22 protein-coding genes, 2 tRNA genes and 1 other RNA gene are annotated in these 22,786 nt (G+C 63.5%); 13 read left to right on the forward strand and 12 right to left on the reverse strand.

The window, feature by feature from the left end; genetic code table 11:
* On the reverse strand, positions 1-2,033 hold a 2,033-nt coding region (locus RIF85_RS04970), incomplete at its 3' end, for an IPT/TIG domain-containing protein (RefSeq protein ID WP_309070808.1).
* 262 nt (positions 2,034-2,295) lie between these two features.
* Here RIF85_RS04970 and pepN point away from each other — a divergent pair.
* The 5 genes from pepN to RIF85_RS04995 all read left to right on the forward strand — a co-directional run bounded on the left by pepN (position 2,296) and on the right by RIF85_RS04995 (position 6,874).
* Positions 2,296-4,848, forward strand: coding sequence for an aminopeptidase N (gene pepN / locus RIF85_RS04975; RefSeq protein ID WP_309070809.1), 2,553 nt, complete (start codon positions 2,296-2,298; stop codon positions 4,846-4,848).
* A gap of 71 nt (positions 4,849-4,919) precedes the next feature.
* A complete protein-coding gene (locus RIF85_RS04980) occupies positions 4,920-5,441 on the forward strand; it encodes an OsmC family protein (RefSeq protein WP_309070810.1) in 522 nt (173 codons plus the stop codon).
* Between the two features lie 85 nt (positions 5,442-5,526).
* Positions 5,527-5,706 (forward strand): hypothetical protein, encoded by a 180-nt coding sequence (locus RIF85_RS04985; protein WP_309070811.1) that lies wholly within the window; start codon positions 5,527-5,529, stop codon positions 5,704-5,706.
* Positions 5,707-5,787: 81 nt separating this feature from the next.
* On the forward strand, positions 5,788-6,411 hold the full coding sequence (locus RIF85_RS04990) for a mechanosensitive ion channel domain-containing protein (protein ID WP_309070812.1): 624 nt from the start codon (positions 5,788-5,790) through the stop codon (positions 6,409-6,411).
* Entirely contained in the window at positions 6,401-6,874 is a 474-nt protein-coding gene (locus tag RIF85_RS04995; protein WP_309070813.1) for a globin, read from the forward strand. Before RIF85_RS04990 ends, RIF85_RS04995 begins: the two co-directional genes overlap by 11 nt.
* Before the next feature lie 42 nt (positions 6,875-6,916).
* Here the strand turns inward: RIF85_RS04995 and RIF85_RS05000 are convergent, their stop codons facing one another.
* On the reverse strand, positions 6,917-7,588 hold the full coding sequence (locus tag RIF85_RS05000) for a hypothetical protein (protein WP_309070814.1): 672 nt from the start codon (positions 7,586-7,588) through the stop codon (positions 6,917-6,919).
* 205 nt (positions 7,589-7,793) lie between these two features.
* On the opposite strand from RIF85_RS05000, the gene RIF85_RS05005 reads away from it, so the two are divergent.
* Entirely contained in the window at positions 7,794-8,750 is a 957-nt protein-coding gene (locus tag RIF85_RS05005) for an acyl-CoA thioesterase II (RefSeq protein WP_309070815.1), read from the forward strand.
* A 96-nt stretch (positions 8,751-8,846) separates the two neighbouring features.
* Here the strand turns inward: RIF85_RS05005 and ettA are convergent, their stop codons facing one another.
* The 3 genes from ettA to RIF85_RS05020 form a co-directional block, all read right to left on the reverse strand.
* Entirely contained in the window at positions 8,847-10,529 is a 1,683-nt protein-coding gene (gene ettA, locus RIF85_RS05010; protein ID WP_309070816.1) for an energy-dependent translational throttle protein EttA, read from the reverse strand.
* Between the two features lie 66 nt (positions 10,530-10,595).
* Positions 10,596-11,102: a DUF6993 domain-containing protein gene (locus RIF85_RS05015; RefSeq protein ID WP_309070817.1), complete on the reverse strand. Its 507-nt coding sequence runs from the start codon at positions 11,100-11,102 to the stop codon at positions 10,596-10,598.
* A gap of 35 nt (positions 11,103-11,137) precedes the next feature.
* Complete coding sequence (locus RIF85_RS05020) at positions 11,138-11,689, reverse strand: single-stranded DNA-binding protein (RefSeq protein ID WP_309070818.1); 552 nt, start codon at positions 11,687-11,689, stop codon at positions 11,138-11,140.
* Between the two features lie 186 nt (positions 11,690-11,875).
* Here RIF85_RS05020 and RIF85_RS05025 point away from each other — a divergent pair.
* A tRNA-Arg gene (locus RIF85_RS05025) sits at positions 11,876-11,951 on the forward strand.
* Between the two features lie 3 nt (positions 11,952-11,954).
* On the opposite strand, the gene RIF85_RS05030 is transcribed toward RIF85_RS05025, so the two are convergent.
* On the reverse strand, positions 11,955-12,365 hold the full coding sequence (locus tag RIF85_RS05030; RefSeq protein WP_309070819.1) for a DUF3224 domain-containing protein: 411 nt from the start codon (positions 12,363-12,365) through the stop codon (positions 11,955-11,957).
* A gap of 55 nt (positions 12,366-12,420) precedes the next feature.
* Positions 12,421-13,932 (reverse strand): polyprenol phosphomannose-dependent alpha 1,6 mannosyltransferase MptB, encoded by a 1,512-nt coding sequence (gene mptB / locus RIF85_RS05035; RefSeq protein ID WP_309070820.1) that lies wholly within the window; start codon positions 13,930-13,932, stop codon positions 12,421-12,423.
* A 165-nt stretch (positions 13,933-14,097) separates the two neighbouring features.
* Here mptB and RIF85_RS05040 point away from each other — a divergent pair, with 165 nt between their 5' ends.
* From RIF85_RS05040 to def, 5 genes are all read left to right on the forward strand, one after another.
* Positions 14,098-14,574, forward strand: coding sequence for a hypothetical protein (locus RIF85_RS05040; protein WP_309070821.1), 477 nt, complete (start codon positions 14,098-14,100; stop codon positions 14,572-14,574).
* A gap of 39 nt (positions 14,575-14,613) precedes the next feature.
* The gene (orn, locus tag RIF85_RS05045; RefSeq protein WP_309070822.1) at positions 14,614-15,222 is read left to right on the forward strand and encodes an oligoribonuclease; all 609 of its coding nucleotides are present in this window, start codon (positions 14,614-14,616) and stop codon (positions 15,220-15,222) included.
* Between the two features lie 147 nt (positions 15,223-15,369).
* Positions 15,370-15,445 (forward strand) — tRNA-His (locus RIF85_RS05050).
* A gap of 122 nt (positions 15,446-15,567) precedes the next feature.
* On the forward strand, positions 15,568-16,722 hold the full coding sequence (locus RIF85_RS05055; protein WP_309070823.1) for an acyl-CoA dehydrogenase family protein: 1,155 nt from the start codon (positions 15,568-15,570) through the stop codon (positions 16,720-16,722).
* Positions 16,723-16,748: 26 nt separating this feature from the next.
* Complete coding sequence (gene def, locus RIF85_RS05060; RefSeq protein ID WP_309070824.1) at positions 16,749-17,318, forward strand: peptide deformylase; 570 nt, start codon at positions 16,749-16,751, stop codon at positions 17,316-17,318.
* On the opposite strand, the gene RIF85_RS05065 is transcribed toward def, so the two are convergent.
* Positions 17,315-18,583 (reverse strand): MFS transporter, encoded by a 1,269-nt coding sequence (locus tag RIF85_RS05065; protein ID WP_309070825.1) that lies wholly within the window; start codon positions 18,581-18,583, stop codon positions 17,315-17,317. The genes def and RIF85_RS05065 overlap by 4 nt on opposite strands.
* A gap of 132 nt (positions 18,584-18,715) precedes the next feature.
* Positions 18,716-19,096: RNase P RNA component class A (gene rnpB, locus RIF85_RS05070), an RNA gene on the reverse strand.
* Between the two features lie 88 nt (positions 19,097-19,184).
* Between rnpB and RIF85_RS05075 the strand changes: the two genes are divergently transcribed.
* A complete protein-coding gene (locus RIF85_RS05075) occupies positions 19,185-19,967 on the forward strand; it encodes a peroxide stress protein YaaA (RefSeq protein WP_309070826.1) in 783 nt (260 codons plus the stop codon).
* A 15-nt stretch (positions 19,968-19,982) separates the two neighbouring features.
* On the opposite strand, the gene RIF85_RS05080 is transcribed toward RIF85_RS05075, so the two are convergent.
* From RIF85_RS05080 to RIF85_RS05090, 3 genes are all read right to left on the reverse strand, one after another.
* Positions 19,983-20,942 carry a reverse transcriptase-like protein gene (locus RIF85_RS05080; protein ID WP_309070827.1) on the reverse strand — a complete coding sequence of 320 codons (960 nt, stop codon included), beginning with the start codon at positions 20,940-20,942 and terminating at the stop codon, positions 19,983-19,985.
* A gap of 19 nt (positions 20,943-20,961) precedes the next feature.
* Complete coding sequence (locus RIF85_RS05085) at positions 20,962-21,702, reverse strand: C4-type zinc ribbon domain-containing protein (RefSeq protein WP_309070828.1); 741 nt, start codon at positions 21,700-21,702, stop codon at positions 20,962-20,964.
* Positions 21,703-21,788: 86 nt separating this feature from the next.
* Positions 21,789-22,679, reverse strand: a complete 891-nt coding sequence (locus RIF85_RS05090) for a Nif3-like dinuclear metal center hexameric protein (protein ID WP_309070829.1) — start codon at positions 22,677-22,679, stop codon at positions 21,789-21,791.
* Between the last annotated feature and the right edge of the window lie 107 nt (positions 22,680-22,786).

Raw genomic sequence — 22,786 nt, forward strand, 5'->3', positions numbered from 1 at the left:
CCCGAGTACAGCCACAGGTTGCCTTTGCTATCCCGCGCCAGCAGGTCAACCTTCTTGTCGCCGTCGAAGTCACCGGGAGCGACGATGCTGGTCATCGAGTTCCAGCCCGTGCCGGCCGCAGTCTTCTTCAGCCACCCACCGGTACCGTTACCCGAGTACAGCCACAGGTTGCCTTTGCTATCCCGCGCCAGAACATCTGGGTTCCCGTCACCGGAGAAGTCATGTCCCTGGATGGCAACAGAGGGCTGCGGCGCAGGTTCGTAGGAGTAACTCAGCGCGTTGGAGGTGCCATGCGGTGTCGTGATCGCCACGTCCGCGTTTCCGGAAGCATGCTCTGGAGCAATGAAGGAGAGTTCGGTCGCCGACGTTACGGTGACGCTCTCTACCGGAATGTTCACTCCGCCGATCGTCACGGAGGTCTCCCCGGGCAGGAAACCATCTCCCACAACCGTGACTGGTGTCCCGCCTGCCGCCGGACCGGAGCTGGGCGTCAGCGACACGGCGGTCGGCGCCGTCGGGACGGCGGTCGCGCTGTACGTGTATGTGACCTCGTTGGAGGGACCTGCCGCCGTCGTAATGAAAATGGTGACCGGGCCTTCCGTCCCGGCGGGAGCCAGGAAGGAGAGTTCGGTGTCGGAGATAACAGTGACGTCATCGTCCAGGAATGAGGCGGTATCCATAGTCACTGAAGTGGCCCCCGGAACAAAGCCGGTGCCCCTTAGCGTCACGACGTTGTTGCCCTCCAGCGGGCCGGAGTTCGGGGAAACAGATGTGATGGTCGGTGGCACGGTGACCGCCAGGTACGTGAGTTCCATGGAGCCGCTGGTGCCGACCGGCGTGGTGACGCTCACCGGGACGGTGCCGGCGGGATGCGCCGGAGCCTTGATGATGAGGGTGCCGGTGTTCATCACTTCAACGTCGGAGGGTGAAATGACCTTGTCGCCGATCGTGACGCTGGTGCGGCCGCTGATGAAGCCGGAGCCAAAGACCCAGACCTCTTTACCTCCCGTAGCTGCAACTTCATCCGGGTCGAGTTCGTCGACCTCCGGCGCCTCCGGGGCAGGTTCGTTATAGATGAACTCAAGTGCGTTGGTCGTGCCCGAGGGAGTTGTCGCTGTCACAGCCGCAGGGCCGGCGACGTTGGCCGGCGTCTCGAAGCTCAGTTCCGTATCCGACAGAACGACGACGTCGCCCGCTGCCTTCCCTCCGACGCTCACCGTTGTATCCGCCGTGAAGCCGGACCCATGCATCGTCACAGTGTCGCCGCCCGTTGTCACGCCGTCAGCCGGCGTCAGCTCCTCGGCCGACGGAGCAGCGGGCCGGTCCACGCGCTCGCAGCTGACGTCACCGATCGAAATCCTGCCCAGCCAGATGGAGGCAATTTCGCCTACTTCCGTCACTTTGCCCTTGAGCAGGAGATTGACGGAGAGACCGTTCACCTTCGCTGATGACGCGTTGGAGCTTGTGCTACCAGGGCGGACCTTCGCGATCACGTCTGCGCGGGTCATCCCCGGGACAGTTGCCGAGGCCTTCAGTTCAAGGCCTTCAGCAGGGATGCCTGTCGGATCGACTTCGGTGCCCAGCACTGTCACGCCCTGCGCGTCAGTCTCAGCCTCCGGAAGCGCGCCGGAAATGCAATCGGCGGACGAAGACACCTGTTGTGCCGACACGGCGCTCACGCCGAGAACAGATACGGAAAGGTCCTCGACAAGCGCGGAACTGCTGCTACCACCCTCGCCTGACACCGTGTCGAGCGTTGCGACGCCAGCTGCAGCGGCGCCCTTGAGCGTGCCGAAGTGAGCTGAAAGGTCGGGGATCAACAGCTCCCCCCCGGGTGGTCCTTTCGTTGCTGCGGCTGCATCGACCTCCAGCACGGCTGTACCACCGAGTTCCAGGGAGAGTTGCATCTTCACAGCCGACGCATTCGCCTCACCCGGCGCGGCGATCGCGGGCATAGCAACCATCGCGCTCCCGCCGATCGCGAGCGCCGACGCAATAGCGGTGGCCCTTGTAGTGCTCCATCTCGCGGACATGTTCACACTCCTATGCAGTCCGGACAGCCGCATCAACCGAATCGCCACTGGTGGCGAGGCGTCGCACGACTGTCGTGCTGGTGCAACGGTAAGGAGACGACCTTGTGAACAGGTTGAGCTCGGCGTTCAGGCGAATGCCCCTGAGGAATTGGCGCGGAAAAGGCGAAATGGTGAAGGATCTAAGTTCTGCGTAAGGTGGATCACACCGTGTTACAGCGCGGTCAGTCCACTCCTTACTCTCGGAGGCATCACCTTGCCAGGTATGAACCTGACGCGGGACGAAGCACGCCAGCGGGCGGCCACAGTCAGCGTCCACAGCTACGTCATCAATCTCGACCTGACCCGCGGGGGCTCGGTTTTCCGATCGACCACCGTGGTCTCCTTCGACGCCGAGCAGGGTGCGTCCACCTTCATTGACGCTGTTACCTCTGCCGTGCACCGGGTGACGCTTAACGGTGTGGACCTTGACGTCACAGATGTGGCCGACGGTGTGCGTATCCGCCTGGACAACCTCGCCACCTCCAACGAGCTGGTTGTGGATGCCGACATGCTGTACATGAACACCGGCGAGGGCCTCCACCGGTTCGTTGATCCCGTGGACAACGAGGTCTACCTCTATACGCAGTTCGAGGTTCCCGATTCCCGACGCGTTTTCGCTGTCTTCGAACAGCCGGATCTGAAGGCCACGTTCCGCTTCACCGTGACAGCGCCGTCCCACTGGGATGTCATCTCCAATTCGCCGACCCCTGAGCCCGTGCAGGCCGGTTCAGCGGACGACGGCGGAGCTCGCTCCACGTGGGCATTCGAACCGACACCCGTGCTGTCCTCGTACGTCACCGCGCTGATTGCCGGGCCGTACCAGTCCGTGCGCAGCGAACTGACGAGCTCCGATGGCCGCACCATTCCGCTGGGCGTTTTCGCCCGGAAGTCACTGATGCAGCATCTGGACGCCGAGAATGTGTTCGAACTGACCCGCCAGGGATTCGAGTTCTTTGAGGCACAGTTCGGCACCCCGTACCCCTTTGAGAAGTATGACCAGCTCTTCGTGCCCGAGTTCAACGCCGGAGCGATGGAGAATGCCGGCGCAGTAACCTTCCTCGAAAGCTACGTCTTCCGATCCCGGGTCACCGAAGCCACCATCGAGCGCCGGGCGATCACCATCCTGCACGAGCTGGCGCACATGTGGTTCGGCGACCTTGTGACCATGCGCTGGTGGAACGATCTCTGGCTGAACGAGTCCTTCGCCGAGTTCATGTCCACCCTCGCATCGGCGGAGGCAACGAAGTTCACGCAGTCGTGGACTACTTTCGCCTCGCTTGAGAAGGCGTGGGCCTACCGTCAGGACCAGCTGCCCTCAACCCACCCCATCGTTGCTCCCATCAATGACCTGGAGGACGTGCAGGTCAACTTCGACGGGATCACGTACGCCAAGGGCGCATCAGTCCTCAAGCAACTGGTGGCTTGGGTGGGCCAGGACAAGTTCATGCAGGGTGTGCGGGAGTACTTCGGCAAGCACGCCTGGTCCAACACCGAGCTCTCCGACCTGCTGGTTGAGTTGGAGAGGGCAAGTGGCCGCGACCTTGGCGAATGGTCCGCCCAGTGGCTGGAGACTGCCGGTGTGAACACCCTCCGTCCAGAGATCAGTTCCGACGACGACGGCGTCATTACCTCGTTCGTTGTCCAGCAGACGGCGGTCGAGGACTACCCCACGATCCGTTCCCACCGCCTCGCGATTGGTTTCTACAACCGGTCAGAGACCGGCCAGCTCGAGCGGTCGCACCGGGTGGAGCTTGATATTGCCGGAGAGCGCACCGAGGTTGGAGAGCTCGTCGGTCTGGAGCGGCCGGACCTGGTGCTGCTCAATGACGATGACCTGGCCTACGCCAAAATCCGACTGGACGACCAGTCGCTGCGGACCGCGACCCGATCGCTCAGGGATTTCCGCGAATCTTTGCCCCGGACGCTTGTGTGGGCTTCCGCGTGGGATGCCGCACGCGACGGTGAAACTCCTGCGCGCAACTATGTTGAGCTGATCCTTCAGAACATCGCTTCGGAATCGGATTCGTCCGTCGTTCTTGTACTTCTCCGGCAGCTGGCTACCACGTTGTTCTTCTATGTGAATCCCGAGGACCGGCAGGCAATGGAAATCGCAGCCGCGGACAGCCTGTGGGAGTTGGCGCAGGGTGCGGAGGCCGGTTCAGACTCCCAGCTGCAGTTTGTGAAGGCGTTCGCCGTACACGCGCAGACCGATCCCCAGCTCGACATCGTCGAAGGAATCCTCGATGAGTCGGGGGCGCCTGCAGGGCTGACCGTCGACGCGGACCTGCGTTGGGAGCTGTTGACCAGTCTCGTCGTAGGCGGACGCAAGGCTCAGCCGGACATCGATGCTGAACTCGAGCGGGACGCCACCGCCACGGGCGCGCTTGCGGCCGCCCAGGCAAAGGCGGCCATTCCAACGCCCGAGGCGAAGCAGCAGGCGTGGGCCGCAATCGTTGATCGCTCGGACATGCCGAATGCGGCGCAGCGTTCAGCGATTGCAGGGTTCACCCGTGTGCACGACACTGCCCTGCTCGAGCCGTTCGCCGCCAAATACTTTGCTGCAGCGAAGGATGTCTGGGCGAGCCGGACCCATGAAATCGCCCAGCAGATCATCGTGGGCCTCTACCCCTCACGCCTGACGACACAAGCGACGCTCGATGCGACCGATGAATTCCTTGGCACGCTCGATTCGGATCTTGCCTCCCTTCGTCGTCTCACGCTGGAGAATCGCGACGGGGTTGCACGCGCATTGAGGGCCCAGGCAGCTGACAAGTAGCGTTTTCCGTGCACCCGATGGCAAGCAGCCGCCCTTCTGCGGTTCCGGGCCATCGGGTGTACTTTGTGCCTATGAATCTTTCCGAGCATCACTATCTTGTACGTGTGGTGTGGACCGGCAACCGTGGAGAAGGCACCTCGGCATACCGGTCCTACTCCCGTGACCACGAGGTGTCCTCCGACGGTGTGCCGGTCATCCTCGGATCAGCCGACCCGACTTTCCATGGCTCCCCGGACCACTGGAACCCAGAGCAGCTTCTGCTGGCAGCGCTCTCCCAGTGCCATATGCTTTCCTACCTTCACATGGCGGTGAAGAACGGCGTCGTTGTCACTGCCTACGAAGACGCCGCCGAGGGCACCATGCGCCTCAACCCGGATGGCAGCGGCGAATTCACGAGGGTGACGCTGAAGCCGCGGGTAACTATCACTGATAGCGCGGCGAAGCATACGGCCCAGTCCATTCATGCCGACGCCGCTAGGGCCTGCTTCATCGGCAGATCGGTCAACTTCCCCGTCCAGCATGAGCCGGTGGTGATGGTAGGGGGTACCGCGGGACCGCTCAGCCAGCCGTCCCGCGAGAAAACCACAGCCTGAGCAAATTCAGCCCGTGGTCGCTCACAGCCCGGAGCGCCGCTGACGCTGCACTCCGCCTACGAGCTCGTCCTCCAGCATTCCGCGAATGGTCTCCTCCACAGCGCACACGGCACCAGTCCCCAGCGACCTTCGCCTGCCGGTACTGTTCCAGCGGCGCGGGTCCAGCGTCGTCGTACGCATGCAGGAGCGGGGCGGGCGACAGCGCGGGAGGGGAAACGGTGCCGCCGAGCACCAGAATGCGATTGCGCCCAGCCTACGACGGTAATCTTGACCTGCTCCCTGTGCCGTGGCCGCCTGTGCCGTGAACTTCCCGGACCGCGAGTGCCCCCTAAGAAAGGTTTTTCGCATGCAGTTCCTTGACCAGCTCGGTTACGGCGGTAACATCATCGCCGCCGCACTGATACTGCTGGCCGCCCTCATCCTGTGGTTGTTCCTGCGAATGCTGATCAACCGCATGGTACGCCGCGTTCAAAACGGGTACGAGATGTTCAAGAAGCCGCACTTCCGGTGGGCACAGCCGGTTCTCCGCACGCTTGATCACAAGCGCCGAATGCAGCGCGCTGAGACAATCGGGGCGTTGCTGCGAAGTACGACGGCCGTCACCATCGCCATCATCGCGATCATGACCGCTATCGAACAGCTCGGAGTCAACATCGGCCCCATCCTTGCGAGTGTCGGGATTGTCGGTATTGCGATCGGTTTCGGTGCCCGGGAAGTGATTCGGGACGCGTTTCTCGGGTTCTTCATCACGATCGAGGACCAGTACGGCATCGGTGACGTCATTGAAGTCGGCGACACAGTGGGTGTAGTGCAGTCCGTGGGCCTCCGGATCACCCGCATGGTGGATGAGAACGGCGCAATCTGGTACATCCGCAACGGTGACATCATGAAGGTAGGCAACCGATCGCAGGGAAACTACGTCCCTCCTGCCACCGACGACGAAAAGGCGGAAAAAGCCAATGAGCAGTGAAACACCCGGCCCTATCCCCATCCCGTCGCGCTTCGGCGAGCCTATCGCGCGTCTAACTCCTGTTGGCCCGCGATTCGATCAGCCTTCCTACACTGACAATTTCTATGAAGCCGTAGGTGGGCACGGCACGTTCGTTCGCCTGGTCGACGTGTTCTACGACGGTGTGGCAACAGATGTGCTCCTCCGCCCCATGTACCCGGAAGAGGATCTTGGCCCCGCCAAGGAGCGCCTGCTGCTTTTCCTGGAACAGTACTGGGGTGGACCCAAAACGTACGGCGAGACCCGCGGACACCCCCGCTTGCGTATGCGTCACCAGCCGTTCCAGGTCACTCCAGCAGCCCGCGACCGCTGGCTGAAGCACATGCGCGACGCCGTGGACTCCCTGGAACTCTCGCCCCTGCACGAGGCGACGTTGTGGGACTATTTGGAACGCGCCGCACACTCCATGGTGAACTCCGCCTGACGCCCTCAGCGGTCCGCCTCGCCAGGCTGGTGCGGTTTAGGGTTAGAGAACCGCAGCCCGCCGGACAAGGACGTGACCGGTGTCCGTGGTGAGCCGGGTCCAGCGGCCATTCGTGAATACGGCGGCCTGCTTTCCGGGAACCAGGAATCCCAGCGCGAAAGCTCCGAAAGCAGCGCCTGCGGGCAGCTCCGCGGGCGCCTGCTCGATCGGTCGGGCCCACACGACCCCCCGGGCGTTGTTGACAACGATCGCTCCGGGCGATTGCGGTACCGCCTCCGCGATCTCGCGGATGCCGTCCGAAGCCGCGGTGAGTAATGCGTCGGACGAAACGGTTCCCTGCTGCTCCCAGCCAGCCCGCGGAGGCAGAACTCCTGCCCAGATCTCGGTGACGGTCACCGGCGGCACCGGTAGGACGACGTCGTCATCCCCCATGCGCGCAAGCCGGTCGGAGACCGATGCCAACGCCACGGTGGTGTCCAGCTGGGCGGGTTCCCGAAGAGGCATGGTACGCAGGCCGAGCACAGTCGGCAGGTTCTCTCCGAGGATGCGTGGACCGAGGATGCAGACATATGCTGCCAGCACCCCGCCCACGGCCTGAAGCCGCACTGCCCCGTCCTGGGCTGCACGCGCACGTCCTACGAATGTGCGCAGATCGTGCACTATCTGTGGTTCGGCCAGTGTCAGTTCACGGGACATCGTGGAGGGGTGGGACATGGTGCAATCCTCTCACCTGCACGTCGGCCGCTTCCATTCCCGTGACTTTCCGGCGGGCCCCTACCGGCGAGCGCGGCTCCTGATGGCTCCCAGCCAGTTGAGGCGGCTCGCCGCGCAGTCTAATGTCGGTGATGGTTCCCCTGGTTACGCGCCGCACGGGAGCTGAACAGGCCCGTCCCCGCGCATCAAGGAGCTCCACATCACCATGTCCGCCGAACCCGTGCAGGATCCCACCGCTGCCCTCGTCCGACTGCTTGACCTGGACAGCGCGGCCGGGGCACAAACGGACGAGGAGATCTATGTAGCGACGCCCGTGAAGCAGCCGGGCAAGCGGGTCTTCGGAGGACAGGTCCTGGCGCAGGCTCTGGTCGCCGCCATCCGGACCGTTGAGTCCGAGCGGTACGTCCATTCGATGCACGGGTACTTCCTCCGCGCAGGCGACGCCGAACTCCCCATCACTTTCGGGGTGCAGCGACTGCGGGACGGGCGCTCATTCTCCGCCCGACGCGTCCACGCCTACCAGAACGGCGTACCGATCCTGTCCATGATCGCCTCTTTCCAGCAACCGGACGACGGGATCACACACCAGGAGCCGATGCCGGTGGACCTTCCCGAGCCCGAGTCCTTGCCTTCCACCGCAGACCTCCTCGGCCGTTTCGACCACCCGGTGGCGAAAGCGTGGGCCTACGACCGCCCGTTCGACATCCGACACATCGACTCACCTCTCTACGTGGAGAACACGGGGTCCAAAGAGCCGGTGAACGCCGTCTGGATGAAGACCTTCGGCTCGATGCCAGCAGACCCGGCGCTACATCAGGCGGCCCTCGCCTATGCCAGCGACTACACGCTGCTCGAGTCGATCCTGCGCCCGCACGGACTCACCTGGATCCATCCGGGGATGAGCGTGGCCAGCCTTGACCACGCCATGTGGTGGCACCGCCCCGTACAGGTTGATGAGTGGCTGCTCTACGTGCAGGCCTCACCCAGTGCGTCGGGGGCACGCGGATTGGCGCTGGGAAAGATTTACAACAGGGCAGGTGAACTGGTGGCTACCGTCGCACAGGAGGGGATGGTCCGGGTGCCCGACGACGCCGGCAGCCGCCTGGAAGGTGCTGTGCAGAAGAAGCTCATGGACCAGAAGATGCGTCGCTGGAAGGCCTGAGGTCCGCTTCCGCAAATGAAGGAGGGAGCGTGCTCGATGCACGCTCCCTCCCTCCTTCGATGACCTATTGGCCGGTACCTACAGCTGCCGCCCGGACTAGTCGCGGGTCAGGCGGCGGTGGGTCACGCGGTGAGGCTTCGCAGCTTCGGGGCCGAGCCGTTCAACCTTGTTCTCCTCGTAGGCTTCGAAGTTGCCCTCGAACCAGTACCAGTTGGCTGGGTCCTCCTCCGTGCCTTCGTAGGAGAGGATGTGGGTGGCCACCCGGTCGAGGAACCAGCGATCGTGCGAGACCACGACAGCGCAGCCGGGGAACTCAAGCAGCGCGTTCTCGAGGCTGGACAGGGTTTCAACGTCGAGGTCGTTGGTGGGCTCATCGAGCAGCAGAAGGTTGCCGCCCTGCTTGAGCGTCAGTGCCAGGTTCAGGCGGTTCCGTTCACCGCCCGAGAGCACTCCAGCCTTCTTCTGCTGGTCCGGGCCCTTGAAGCCGAAGGCGGAGACGTACGCGCGCGACGGCATCTCAACCTGGCCGACCTGGATGTAATCGAGACCGTCCGAAACCACTTCCCAGAGCGACTTGTTGGGATCGATGCCACCTCGGGACTGGTCGACGTAGGAGATCTTGACCGATTCGCCGATCCTCAGCTCGCCGTCATCCAACGGCTCCATGCCGACGATCGTCTTGAAGAGCGTGGTCTTTCCGACGCCGTTCGGACCGATGACGCCGACGATGCCGTTGCGGGGAAGCGAGAAGGACAACCCGTCGATGAGAATGCGGTCGTCGTAGCCCTTGCGCAGGTCGTGAGCCTCGATCACCTGGCTGCCCAGGCGGGGGCCCGGCGGGATCTGGATCTCTTCGAAGTCGAGCTTCCTGGTGCGCTCGGCTTCGGATGCCATCTCCTCGTACCGTGCGAGTCGCGCCTTCGACTTGGTCTGGCGGCCCTTTGCATTTGAGCGTACCCATTCGAGCTCTTCGGAGAGCCTCTTGGATAGCTTCTGGTCCTTCTTGCCCTGGATCTCGAGGCGCGCGCGCTTCTTCTCGAGGTACGTCGAGTAGTTGCCCTCGTACGGGTAGAGGTGTCCGCGGTCCACTTCGGCGATCCACTCGGCGACGTGATCGAGGAAGTAGCGATCGTGGGTTACTGCCAGCACTGCACCGGGGTAGGCGGAGAGGTGCTGTTCCAGCCAGAGCACGCTTTCGGCGTCGAGGTGGTTGGTGGGCTCGTCGAGGAGCAGCAGGTCAGGCTTCTGGAGCAGCAGCTTGCACAGAGCGACCCGACGCCGTTCTCCACCGGAAAGCACCGTCACGTCGGCCTCCGGCGGCGGGCAACGCAGGGCGTCCATCGCCTGTTCCAGCTGGGAGTCGATGTCCCAGGCATCAGCGGCGTCGATGGCCTCCTGCAGCTTGCCCATCTCGTCGAGCAGCCTGTCATAGTCTGCGTCAGGATTAGCCATCTCTTCGGAGATCTCATTGAAGCGCTGGATCTTGCCGTAAATCTCGCCGACGCCCTCCTGAACGTTGCCGAGAACGGTTTTTTCCTCGTTCAGGGGCGGCTCCTGCAGGAGGATGCCCACGGTGTAGCCGGGGCTGAGCCGGGCCTCACCGTTGGATGGAGTGTCCAGCCCCGCCATGATCTTGAGGATGGTGGATTTACCCGCACCGTTGGGCCCCACCACACCGATCTTGGCGCCCGGGAAGAAGGACATGCTTACGTCGTCGAGAATTACTTTGTCGCCAACAGCCTTACGGGCCTTGGTCATCGTGTAGATAAATTCCGCCATAGTCCAAGGCTAGTGCGTGGTGACCCCCAGAACATATTCTCGGGTCTGCGCTCACCGGCAGGACCGCTAGCGCTGGTCTCCGATGAAGCATCGCCCGTCTGCCAGAACCGGAAGTTGCGTCACGGTCGCGACTCCGTCACGCACGTGTCCGAAGATGCAGGAGTCTCCGACGGGGGCGGCTGCGGTCATCGCATCAACTTCCAGACCAGTGGGAGTGGTGTCGATCGAAACCTCGACCGCGGCGGGGTCGACTCCCGCCGTGCCGAACGCCGCCCGCAGCGCGTCAGCATTGGGTTTGGGCGTCTGAGCCGCCGCTGAGTTCAATGCTTCTGTGACTGCGGTCAGGACGTTCGACGGCGCCTCGGACGGAGCCTTCTGTGCTGCCGGAGCCGGGCTTGATGCTGTCGGAGCTGTCGGAGCTGCCGGAGCCACGTGGAGAACCTGAGTCGGGCTTCCGGCAGCCGCACCGCACCCACTCAGCCCGAGGATGATGACGCCGGCGGCGAAGCAAAGTCTCCCTGCCGAGACCGTCCCTTTGATGACCACGTCCCGCTGTGCCGTCTGTCCCCGCATGACCCAATTCTGACACGGCACAACCCGGACCTCCGCTAGAACGGGGCAGAAGCGAGCTCCTCCTCTACGTGCGCCTCGTCATCGGCATCCTGGTCCGGCTGCTCTGACGGGTGCTCGGCGCCTGTACCGGGCGGACCGTAACCTGGAGCGATTTCGCCTGTTCCGTAGTCGACTCCGGTGAAGGCGTCATCGGAGCTTGCCTGAAGCCCCGACGGATCGATCCGATCTGCGCTTGAGCGACGGTAACTCGCGGTCCCGAACAACAGATCATGACCGGCCGAATCAGCATCGATCTCGACGGTGGTGCCGCTCTTCCCCTCCTCATTGACCCAGCTCCGGACCCGGAGCCTACCGGTCACGATGATGCGGTCGCCCTTCTGAAAACTCACTCCTGCGTTTGTTGCCAGCTGACGGAACATGGAGACCGAGTACCAGTTGGTGTCGCCGTCCGCCCAAGTGTTGGTCTTCTTGTCGAAGTACCTGTCGGAGCTGCCCAGCCTGAACTTGGTGATCGGCAGGCCGCTGCCCGCTACTGTGCACTTGACATCGGTGCCGACGAAGCCGCGGACCGTCACATAGTTGCTCATTCATCATCCCTTCAGAGGTTTCAACGTACCGACGCCGATGCATCGGTACGTTCAGTCTCTGATGAGGCTGCCAGCGGGTGCGGCCCGCCGGCTGGTATGTGGAGAACGCCAGCGCAATTTGTGAGCTGTGGAGGGAATGACGCAGACTTGGAACGGCTAAACTTGTGTGGGCACTCCGTCCGCCCCGCCCCCGTAGCTCAATGGATAGAGCAACGGCCTTCTAATCCGTAGGTTGCGCGTTCGAGTCGCGCCGGGGGCACCAGAATCATTCGGAGAATGTCACCCTCAGTTCGAGGAAATGCTGGCCGGAAACGTCCTGCGAGTACTCGGCACGGCCTGCGATTCCTTCGAGCTCACCGGTCCCCGACCCCGGAATGATGTGCCCGGAGCTCGCCGCCGCGGTTCCATCCGCAAGTCCCCAGTGCTGGACGATCATGCTTCCGCGCCGGCCAAGCACACTACCAGTGAAGACCTCGGACGCCACGTACCCGGCTCCCCGATTATTGCCTGCCATAAGCAGTTCCGCCACAGACGACCCTTCGATGTCGCCGGCAAACTCCTTCGTTGCGCGCACACGGGACAGTTCACTGTCCACGCCGTCCACCTCGTAGGACTCAGGTTCCCACGTCGAGATGTCGAAGGCCGCCCGTATGACGTTTTCCTGCAGTTCGCTCATTCCCCCAGTATTGCGGCATCGAGCGCCCTTCGCATGTTCGCGCAGAAACGGCTGGTCAGGTAAGCGGAGCCTTTTCAGTTGAACGCGAGCCCCGGAAAAGCGTCCTGGTCTTCCGGTCAAGCAGCACGAGGTAGGTTGCGAACGCCACCCCTAGTACTGCGGCGAGCTGCCTGGCGGTGTGCAGGCTCAGCTCGATATAGGGGAAGATGTCGAGCTGATCAGAGATCGCATAGATCATGAAGAAGGACACCAGGAAGTAAAGAATCTTGACCTGCCAGTCGTCCCGGATACCCGTTACGGCGAACAACGGGATCAGCCACACGACGTACCAGGCCTGAATCATCGGTGCCAGAAGCACGACGGCGGCAAGAGCGAGAGCGAGCCTGCGCACCAGATGTGCGTGCTCTCCCTTGAAGACGAACCAGGTGATGAAGACCAGTGACGCGAGCGTGCCGACCTTGTGAACGATCTCTGCCCAGGACCAGCCCTCGAACCCGAGGGCATCTCCGGTGAGCGCCACGACCATCCCCAGGAATCCGATCGGCGCGTACCAGATCCATACGCTGCCCGGTGTGCTGAGAGCACCGACCCAGCCGAACCCGAAGCCGTTCAGCATCCCGAGGATCCATAGGATGCCGAGCGAGATACCGGCCGTCAGCGCCCAGTAGATGGCCTTGCGGGACCAACTCGCGCCGCGTCCCGCCCACATCAGCCCGATGAAGGGAAGGAAGATCAGGGTGATCGGCTTGATACCGATTGAGAGCGTCACGAGGAGGATCGCCGGCACGAACCGCCCACGGGCCGCAATATAAAGAGCTGCAACCGCGAGGCCCAACATCAGAGAATCGTTGTGGATGCTCGCAATGAAGTTGGTGAGGAACAGCGGGTTTGCGACGGTAAGCCAGAGCGCCCGGTTCGGATTGACGTGGTGCAGCTCTGCAAGGCGGGGCACGTAGTAAACGCATAGCGCCACCCCAACCAGGGCGATGAGGCGGAAGAGCAGTATGGACAGGTCCGGTTGCCCTCCGGTCAACCGGACGACCATTTCCTCGAGCCACAGGAAGATCGGCCCATACGGCGTCGGACTTTGCGCCCAGAGGTCGTCCGCGCCGATCTGCAGGTAGTTGGAGATCTGCGAGTAGCCGTCCTCGTACGGGTTCAGACCGGCAACCATCACCTGCCCCTGGGCGATGTACGCGAAAACGTCGCGGCTGAAGAGCGGGAGGGCGAAACACATCGGTGCGCCCCATGCGAGGGTCGCAGCCAGGATGGTGCGCCGCGACTCCGGCCCCCAATTCTCAATACGCTGGCCAAGTCTCAGCCAGGACCGCACAAGAAGCATTCCACCAATGGCGAGCAGGATGACCGAAATCACAGCACCGACGGGCTCGAAGCGTAGCCAAATAATTGCCGGCACCTGCCGGAGTTCGCGAGAAGCCAAGGAGAGCCACCCCACGCCGAACGAGCCGATCAGCATGAGCATGGAGCCGATGAAGCCCTGGATGATCGCGACCTGAGGGCGCCCTGTGCGCGCGGTCGCAACTGTGGCAGGCGCAGGGGCGGTCATTGAGGCAGGTCCGATCGTCGGTCTGGCTTGGGCGGGGCAAGGGATCGAGGTCGCTCGATTTTATCATTCGGCAGCCTTCGCAGGGCTTCGACGCGCGTCGCGGAGCGGGCAGGCAGACAGGCCATAGACTGGCGACAGTTTCCTGCGAGTACAGACGGGCGGTTGATGGCTTTGGGGCGCCACCGGGCGGAGATTCCGGCACGCGAGATAGACGGTTCCGGAGGGTCCGACGTCGTGGTGTGGGGTGGGTTCGTGACCCTCTCGGCCGGCGTCACCATGGCGGTGTTCGAGCTAAGCGTGTTGACCATTGCGTTCGTGACGGCAGCACTCGCAGGCGGATTCCTCCTCGTTTCGTGGCTGGCCGCATCGGTTTCGAGACCAGCGCCTGATTCGTCCGGGACACCGCAAGAGCCTGCGCCGCCGATTACGCCAACCGCGTCCGAGACGCTCCCGTGGCCAAAGGCGGAAAAGGCACCGGTCGAGGCCGTCGAACCTGACAGCCGGTGGATAGATACCTTCGGCCCTCCCGAAACGGGCCAACTTCCCGTCCAGCGGTACCTCCGGGACAACGGGCCAGCGAACCGGCAGAGGGCTGAGGATTCTGATTCCACCCTGCCCCAGTGGAGCCATTCACGGGCCTGAGCCGGTCGGGGCCGATGGAGCACCCGGTACATTTGTCGAGTGCCAATAACAAGTGAACCCATCGTTTGGATCGACTGCGAGATGACGGGACTGGATCCCGTAACCGACGCCCTTATTGAGGTGGCGGTCATCGTCACCGACTCCGAACTGAACATTCTGGGCGAGGGAGTCGACGTCGTCATTGCTCCGCCGCCGGGCGCGGTGGAATCGATGGGCGATTTCGTGCGCAACATGCACACCGTCTCCGGTCTCCTGGAAGAGCTCCCGCAGGGAGTCACCATGCAGGAAGCGCAGGACCGGGTGCTGGAGTACATCAAGACGCACGTCCCTGATCCGCGGCGCGCCCAACTGGGAGGAAACTCCGTGGGCACGGACAGGGTGTTCCTCGCCCGGGACATGCCTGCCCTGGTTGAGCACCTTCACTACCGCGTAGTCGACGTGTCAACCATCAAGGAACTGGCTCGCCGCTGGTATCCCCGAGCGTACTTCCAGGCGCCGGAGAAGAGCGGTAACCATCGCGCACTGGGTGACATCAAGGACTCCATCCGGGAGTTGCAGTACTACCGCAGCACCATCTTCGTGCCTGGTCCGGGGCCTGATTCCGAGACCAGCAGGGCAGCAGCGCAGGATCTGCTGGCCGGAAGCTAGCCCGCCGTACCCGTCCCGGAACCGGCTCAGGGAGGGGGCGAAAAATGTACCCGGAAATGTGTGTAGAATTGTCTGCGCTGCCTCGTTCAGCCCCAGCAAGTCCGCTTAGCGGCGGATCCTGTGCGGGACGATGATTCGAGGCGCATGGTGGGTATAGCTCAGTTGGCAGAGCGCCTGGTTGTGGTCCAGGAGGTCGCGGGTTCAAACCCCGTTACTCACCCCATTGGCCCGCCGGCAGTAGCCGCAGGCTTCGGTGGCCGCCCTGCATCCTCGGGGCGGCCATTGGCATTTCTTCGGTCTGATGAGTGGTGTGCGGAACGAAGATTCATCAGAGAGGGAAGCTGCATGAAACGCACTCTGTTCGAGGAAGACCACGAGCTTTTCCGGGAAGTGGCGCAGGAGTTCAACTCTCGTGAAATTGCGCCTCATTACGCGCGGTGGGACCGGGAACACATGATGCCGCGCACCATGTGGACTGCAGCCGGGGAGCAGGGTCTGTTGGGTCTGGCCGTCCCGGAAGAATTCGGCGGAGCCGGCATGCCCGACTACCGCTTCCGCGTGGTCCTCGACGAAGAGTTCGCCCGAGCCAACCATCTGGCCGCAGGGCTTGCACTGCACCTGCATGATGACATGGTCCTGCCCCATCTGCTGGCTTACGGATCCGATGAGCTGAAGCAGCGTTGGCTCCCCGGCATGGTCACCGGTGAAGCCGTCACGTCGGTGGCGTGGACCGAACCTGGCGCTGGAAGTGACCTTCGCGGCGTGCGTACCAAGGCAGTGCGCGACGGCGATGGCTGGCTGATCAGCGGACAGAAAACGTTCATCGGGAACGGCATCAGCGGGGATGCTTCCCTGGTCCTCGCTCGCACCGATGGCTCCAGTGGACGCGGCAGCAGCGATTCATTCTCCCTGTTCATGGTTGAGAAGGGGCCGGGATACGAGACCGGCAAGCAGTTGGACAAGATGGGCCTTAAGGCCTCCGATACCGCCGAACTGTTCTTTGACAATGTCCGGGTGCCTGAAGCGAACCTTGTGGGTGAAGTGGGACACGGGCTACGGTATGTCACCGAGCAGCTGCCGCAGGCACGCCTTGCGATCGCCGTGGCATCAGCGGCCGTCGCACGCGCCATGTACGAGGCAACGGTCCGGTACACCCGGGAGCGCAACGCGTTCGGTGAACGCGTGATCGACTTCCAGAACACGCGCTTCGAGCTCGCGGACCTCCTGACCGAAGTGGAAGTCATGGAAACCTACGTCGATCGGGCAGTTCTCGCCTTCAACGATGGCGCGCTCGACGGCGTAGCTGCCGCCCGGGTGAAACTGTGGACCAGCGAGCGGGTCAAATCCATTACGGACCGCTGCCTGCAACTGCATGGCGGGTACGGCTACATTCTCGAGTACCCCGTGGCGCAGGCATTCCTGGCCGTCCGCCTGTTAAGCATCTTTGGCGGGACCAGCGAAATCATGCGCGAGACCATCGGCCGATCAATCGCCCGCTAGATCACCGGAGCAAGGAAGAGCTACCCATGCCTGTACGCCCTATCACCATCGCCGGCGAGCCCGTCCTGCACCAGCGGGCCGGGGAAGTCGAACAATTCGACGACGAACTGCGTCAGCTCATCGCGGACATGTACGAGACCATGGACGAGGCCAATGGTGTAGGCCTCGCAGCGCCGCAGATCGGCGTCGGTCTGCGCATCTTCGTCTACGGAATGGTCAATGATGACGATGTCCCGCCCCGTGGCGTGCTGGTGAACCCGACACTGGTCACCTCAAAGGTTTCTGGAGCCGAACCGGACGAGGAAGAGTCCGAAGGCTGCCTCTCCTTCCCGGGGGAAGCCTTCCCCCTGAAGCGGGCGGACTGGGTGAAAGTCAACGGGTACGACGGCGACGGCGTGCCGGTCGAGTTCGAGGCGACCGGCTGGTTTGCCCGCTGCATGCAGCATGAGTTCGACCACCTCAACGGCACGCTGTACGTGGACCGGCTCAACGCGAGGTACGGACGGCAGGCAAAGAAAGCGGCCAAGATCAACGGGTGGGGGAAGCCGGGGTTGACCTGGATGCCGGGTGTCGACCCGGACCCGTTCGGGCACTAAGGCGCAGGCGTCGGCGCCTGTTCGAGGTCTTCGAGCCGGTGGATCGATCGTAGCGGTCCGAAGATGGCCGCGATCGGAGCGGCCGTCGCCAAAAGCACCCCGACGAGGACAGCGGTTGCAATGCCCAGCGTCTGGGCCAGCAATCCGGCGAGGAGGCTAGCTATACCCAGCATCCCCCAACTGACCATCCGGGTTGCCGCTCCAAGCCTGCCCATCATCGCAGGTGGACACACCCGCTGACGGAAGCTCGTCCCGACAACGATGTTTAGAGCAATCGACACTCCCATCACGAACATCCCGACCAGTCCGATGATCATGCCCGGGCCCGGCGTCATGAGCAGCAGGGAGCCGTATCCCAGCACTCCCGGCACCATTGACCACCGCCACACCGGCCCCGAGCCCAACAGTTCGGTGAGTCGTCTCGCGCCAAGACCGCCGACTGCGCCGCCCAAGGATGTTGCGGCCATCAGCAGGCCAACCCATACTTCCGACTCGCCGAGCACGCGGATCACCAGTAGCACCATCAACGACGCGACTACGCTCCCGCCGAGATTCCACAGCGCTGCGTTGAAGAGGATCGCCCTCAGCGGCGCGGTGCTGAAGGTGTACCGGAGTCCGTCGACCATTTCGGCGAAGATGCGATGCTCCGCGCGGGGGGCTACCCCTTCGTGGACGTGAAGCGACGAAATCGCCGCCAGCGAAGCGATGGATGCCCCAACCTGCACCAGAAGCGCGTTGGAAGCTCCCAGAACAACCGCGAGCCAGCCCCCGATTCCCCGACCTGCGGCGTCGGCGGCAGCTCCTGAGGCGGTAACGATGCCGTTTCCCTCCACGAGTTCATCGCCGGTCAGGACCTGCTGGACCAACGCCTGGTCGGCCAGGCTGAAGAACACTGACGACGTACCGGCGATGAATGCCACCAGGAACAGCTGGGCCAACGTGAGCGCTCCGAGCCAGTACCCCAGCGGCAGCGTTGCGAGCGACACTACGCGCACCACCAGGGACCAGACGATGACCGGTTTGCGCGGCCAGCGGTCGACCCACACACCGATCGGCAGGCCGAAGAGCAGCCATGGAAGGAAAGCCATTCCCGCGAGGGCCGCTACGGCGAAGTCGCTCGCGGCGAGTTCCACTGCCGCAATGACGGGTAGAGCGACGGCGGCAACAGCAGTGCCGAAGACTCCGGCCGTGGCGGATAGCCAGAGTGATCGAAAGTTTGGGTTGCGACGCACCAAGGACGCATTCGGTGCAGTCGTCTCGGCCATTCCTTCAGGGTAATGGAACGTAATGGGTGTACAGCCGCGTTGTGGATGACGGACTGCAACGGATCCTGCAGCCTTGACTAAAGGGTGCAGTCGGTAGACCATACTCCGGCCACAGCGAGAACCGACCGAAAATGGATGGGTTGGCCGATACGCCGGGTTCTGTCCTGCCCGTTCACAGGGAACACGCAGTGGCGGCCATCCATCTACGAACGCCGTTGCCGACGCCCTCCAGCGGCCTACCCGGGCACTCGGGCGGGCAGCCCTCGAACGTGCCCTGTCTGGCCTTGCTCCGGGTGGGGTTTACCTAGCCGCGCCGGTCACCCGGCGCGCTGGTGGTCTCTTACACCGCCGTTTCACCCTTACCCCTATGGACGAACCAATGGGGCGGTCTCATTTCTGTGGCACTAGCCTGCGGGTTACCCCGAGTGGGCGTTACCCACCACCCTGCCCTGCGGAGCCCGGACGTTCCTCGGGAGAAGCCCTAGCTTCCCACGCGGCCGCCTGGCCAACCCATCCACTTCGATTCTACGTGCCCGGATTGCTTGCCCGTGCCGGGCGGCCGCCGATTCGTTCGCTGACAGGTCACGGGTACAGTATTGAGGTGCTTATTCTGCTTCCACCCTCCGAAGGCAAGACGGCTGCAGGAAAAGGAAGGCCCCTCGATCTCACTTCGCTGGCGTTTCCTGAGCTCACAGACGCTCGAGCGGAGGTCCTTGGCGCCCTGTCGAAAATCAGCGCGCACGATGATGCAAAGACCGTCCTCAAGGTGGGAGAGTCCCTCGCGCACGAGGTTTCGCGCAACATCATCCTGCACGAACTGCCCGCGGCACCCGCCCATAGCGTGTACTCCGGTGTCCTGTATGACGCTCTCGGATACCGCACCATGACCCCTACGCAGAAGCGGAAGGCGGACGCCGCCGTCGTCGTTGTTTCGGCGCTGTGGGGCGCAGTGGGCTTTGCGGACGCGCTTCCCGCCTACCGGCTGTCGATGTCCGTGGACCTTCCCGGCGTCGGTAAGCTTGCCGCCTTCTGGCGGGAGCGCCTGACGCCGGCTCTGGACGAACGGGCCGGTGAGTCCCTCATTGTCGATTGCCGCTCAAGCACCTATTCCGGTGTATGGTCCGGGCAGCCGGAGCGTACGGTGGCCGTGAACGTGTTCCAGGAGCGCAATGGGCAGCGGACGGTGGTCTCCCACTTCGCGAAGCACACCCGCGGCGAGCTCGCGCGTCACCTGCTGACGCGCCGGGGAAAGCAACCTGCGACTCCGGAAGATTTGCTTCGGGCAGCGTCAGAGCGGTGGACCTGCGAACTCGTTCCTGCCGGACCAAGGAAGGCCGCTCAGCTCAACATAGTGCTGCAGGGAGGCGAGGGGCGCCTGACCTAGCGGGTCGACCCTGGGCTACGCTTCTGGCGCAGCAACCAGCTCAATCTCAAATCCGTCGTCATTCTCAAGGTACGCGGCGTAGTGGTCCTTCCCGCCTGCGTAGGGGTGCCGGTCGGCGAACATCAGCGACCAGCCATGGCTCGCCGCGCGACGCGCGAGAAGGTCGACTTCGGCGCGGGATCCCGCATTGAACGCAAGATGGTTCACCCCCGGGCGACGGCGCTCGTGGCGTTCGTCCTGTACGTCAGGACCGGCCTCAAGCACGAGGTACGCGCCGGCCCCCGACCAGCTCGCGCCGCTGGTCCAGGTGTCCTTCGGGATGAAACCCAACCGCTCGAACAGCCACCCCAGGCTGCTGCGCGCCGATTCCAGGTCCCGCACCCAGATCTCTATGTGGTGAAGCGCGCCCGTGGGCGCGCGGGGAGCCTCGGCGACGGCGGCTTCCTCCCCCGCGACCCGAGCAGGCTTTGATTGCCCGGAGGGCTTGGGCTTCCACTCGACACCGGCCATCCCGGCATCCATCGCTTCATTCGACAGCCTGTCGGCGTCCTTGTTGCGCTCCCGCGGGATCCACTCATACCGCACCCGGCGAGGATCGACGACACGGCGGGCCTGTCCGGCCAGCTTCTGCATGTCCGCGTGCTTGATCTTCCAGCGCCCGCTCATCTGCTCGACAACGAGCTTGGAGTCCATCTTCACGAGGATGCGGCAGCGTGGGTCTATGTCGTGCGCGAGTTCGAGGCCTGCGACGAGGCCCGAGTACTCCGCCACGTTGTTCGAAGCGATTCCTACATAGCCCGCTTTCTCCACCAGGATCGCCCCGGTTTTCGGATCCCGGACCAGGGCACCGTAGCCGGCGTGCCCCGGGTTCCCGCGTGAACCGCCGTCGGCTTCGACGATGAGGAGGTCGTGCGTGGACTGTTCGGTGCTTTGATTCGGGGTCGTGGCTGAAGGGACATCGTCAAACAGAGTCACAGCTGGTTCGTGCACCCTTTCAGCTTCCCCACTCTGCAGAGCGCACAAGGATGCAGCCGGAGTCGGGGCAGAACACGACGTCGTCGTCAGCAGCACGGGAGATGTCAGCGAGGTCGCCGGGGCTGAGCTGCATACCGGAGCCTTCCGACCGTCCGTGGAACAACCGGGCCGCGCCGACCCCGCGCTTCGCCAGGGTCCGCTCGTAGATTGTCAGCAGGGCAGGTTCGAATGAGGCGGCAAGGTGATCGCGCTCTGCCTGAACTTCTGCGCGCTCAGCGTCGATTCGGGCCAGCTCAGCGTCGCGCGCTTCCTCGAGTTCGCGAAGCTCCAGCCGGACGGACTCCGAGCGCTTCTGGGCTTCGTCCCGGGTTGCCCGGGCAGACTCAACCCGCTCCATCACCTCCAGCTCAATGTCCTCGAGGTCAGATCGGCGCCGCGTGAGTGACGCCACTTCGCTCTGGAGCGCGGTGAGGTCCTTTGATGACCCGGTGCCGCTGTTCAGTCGCTGTTCGTCGCGTTCCAGCCGCGTCACAACGGCCTGAACGTCGTCTTCCGCGCGCTTGAGTTCGCGCTCAGCGTCGCCGAGGGTCGTGGCTGCTGCGACCAGTTCGGAATCTGCAGCTGCCACCTGACCGGCGAGGACTGTCAGTTCGGGATTCGCCTTGACGGCAGCAGCCTGCCGCTGCAACTGGTTGAGCTTCGAATCATGAGCCTGCAGGTCAAGAAGCCGCAGTTGTTCCGCCTGAGGTGCTTTTGCCACCGAGAGTCCTCCGCCGTCGCCAATTTCGTTGTCCGTCTACCTTATGGCACGCCGCTGGGACGTAACGCTCTGAAGCCGCCGAGGAGCTAGTTCCCGCCGGGGGTAAGGACGAAGTCCCAGGGGTCCGAGTTGACCGTACTTACCTGCACGTCGACGATGAAGCCCTGGTCGGACAACACGTTGGACAGTGCGTTGGCGGCAGGGGTCAACCAGAGCCATTCACTACCGAAATGGGAGACATCAATTAAGTAGGGACGGCCGTTCACAGCCGACTCCCGAGCCTCGAGGGCAGGGTGATGACGAAGGTCGGCGGTGACATAGACATCGGCCTGGCTTGCCCGCACCTGGTCAAACAGGTTGTCTCCGGCACCGCCGCACACCGCCACCCGCCGCACCAGCCCATGACGGTCACCGGCGACGCGCATTCCGCCGGCAACGGCCGGCAGCAAACCGAAAACGAGCTCAGCGAAGTCGCCGAGGGACGTGACCTCAGCCAGGTCCCCGACTCGTCCAATACCCTCCTCCGGCAGCCCGTCCGTTGCACCGGCAAGCGGCTGAACGTTGGCAAGGCCGAACGCGTCCGCAAGGACATCCGAAACGCCGCCCACGGCGCTGTCCCCATTGGTGTGCACGGTGACGAGTGCGCATCCGGCTTCGATGAGCCGGTGCACCGCCGCCCCTTTGGCGTGGGTGGCAGCCACCGAGTTCACGGGCTTCAGCATGAGCGGATGATGGGCGACGATCAGATCCGCTCCCCGATCAACGGCGTCGTCGATCACTGCCTCCGAAGGGTCCACGGCGAAGAGGATGGTCGACACTTCACGATCGGGACGCCCAACGACAAGGCCGACTGCGTCCCAGCCCTCGGCAAGGGATTCGGGCCATAGTTCTTCTATTGCGAGCAGAACGTCACCGACACTGGGCCTGGATGCAGTCGCCTCGTTGAGTTCCGGGGCGCGTTCTTGATCAGCTTCCATAGCCCTAGTTTTACCAGCTTTCCGGGTTCACCCACTGTGGCTTGGCGTCCCTCCGCGCGTAACTGCTACCTGGCCCGGGAATCATTGTGTTCCCGGATGCATTGTTA

Origin of the sequence: Arthrobacter sp., assembly GCF_031179385.1 — a bacterium.
In the GTDB taxonomy this organism is placed as follows: Bacteria; Actinomycetota; Actinomycetes; order Actinomycetales; family Micrococcaceae; genus Arthrobacter_D.